General features: G+C 63.7%; 2 protein-coding genes. Both read right to left on the bottom strand.

The features are described from left to right. On the bottom strand, positions 1 to 422 hold a 422-nt coding region (locus tag J4F42_19780), incomplete at its 3' end, for an amidohydrolase family protein (GenBank protein MCE2487759.1). Next, on the bottom strand, positions 419 to 760 hold the full coding sequence (locus J4F42_19775; protein MCE2487758.1) for an amidohydrolase family protein: 342 nt from the start codon (positions 758 to 760) through the stop codon (positions 419 to 421). The genes J4F42_19780 and J4F42_19775, both read right to left, overlap by 4 nt. Between the last annotated feature and the right edge of the window lie 130 nt (positions 761 to 890).

The raw sequence follows: 890 nt of genomic DNA, 5'->3' as shown, positions 1-890 counted from the left end.
AGGCTGACCTCGGTCATCCAGTCGACTTCGCGTTTGAGATCCTCGGGCTTGCCGCTGTCAATCCCCGGCGCGGCTTCGACCACACCGCGCCCCAGCTTGCCCAGCGCGCTGGTGATGCCCATCAATTCCTCGGCGGTGGCAAACGTGCCGGGCACCGGCTGGCCCTCCGGCGTGCGGTGCAGAATGGTGCGGGAGGTGGAAAAGCCCAGCGCCCCGCCGGCAATCGCCTCCTCAACAATATCCCGCATACGGGTGATCGCCTCGGGGCCGGCCGGCCTGTTCTCCAGGCTCTCTTCGCCCATGGCCCAGTAGCGCACGGCGCAGTGGCCGACCAGACCGCCGACGTTGACGCCTTTTGGCAGCTTGTCGAGCGCCTGAAGATACTCGCCATACGTCTCCCAGGTCCACGGCATGCCGGTCATGATGCTCTCTCCATCAGATGCGCCAGGTATTCCCGGTCCTTTGGATGGCAGGGGGCGAAGGTCACCCCACAGTTGCCCATCACGACCGAGGTCACGCCGTGCCAGCACGACGAGGACGCCACCGGGTCCCAGCTGATCTGGGCGTCCAGATGGGTATGAATATCAATGAAACCGGGCGTCACCAGATGCCCCTCAGCATCAATCGTCCGCTTTGCCGCAGCGCTGATGTTCCCGATTTCGGCAATCCGGTCGCCCTGCACGGCAACATCGGCCCGATACGACGGCTTGCCCGTCCCGTCAACAACGGTTCCGTTTTTGATCACAACATCGTAGGCCATGCTTTCCTCCTGACTCTCAATCGGCTGGGATGCCCCGCCGGGGCGCTCCCACTGTGCGCGATCCGGTACGGTGTGTCAACGATTCTCGTTGACTTCTCCCGCCGGCTCACGATACAAGAGAGCGGTTCTC

The sequence above is a fragment of the Desulfurellaceae bacterium genome, from assembly GCA_021296095.1.
Taxonomy (GTDB): domain Bacteria; phylum Desulfobacterota; class Binatia; order Bin18; family Bin18; genus JAAXHF01.
Note: the sequence above shows the minus strand (reverse complement) of the source record. Positions and strands in the feature narration are given on the sequence as shown.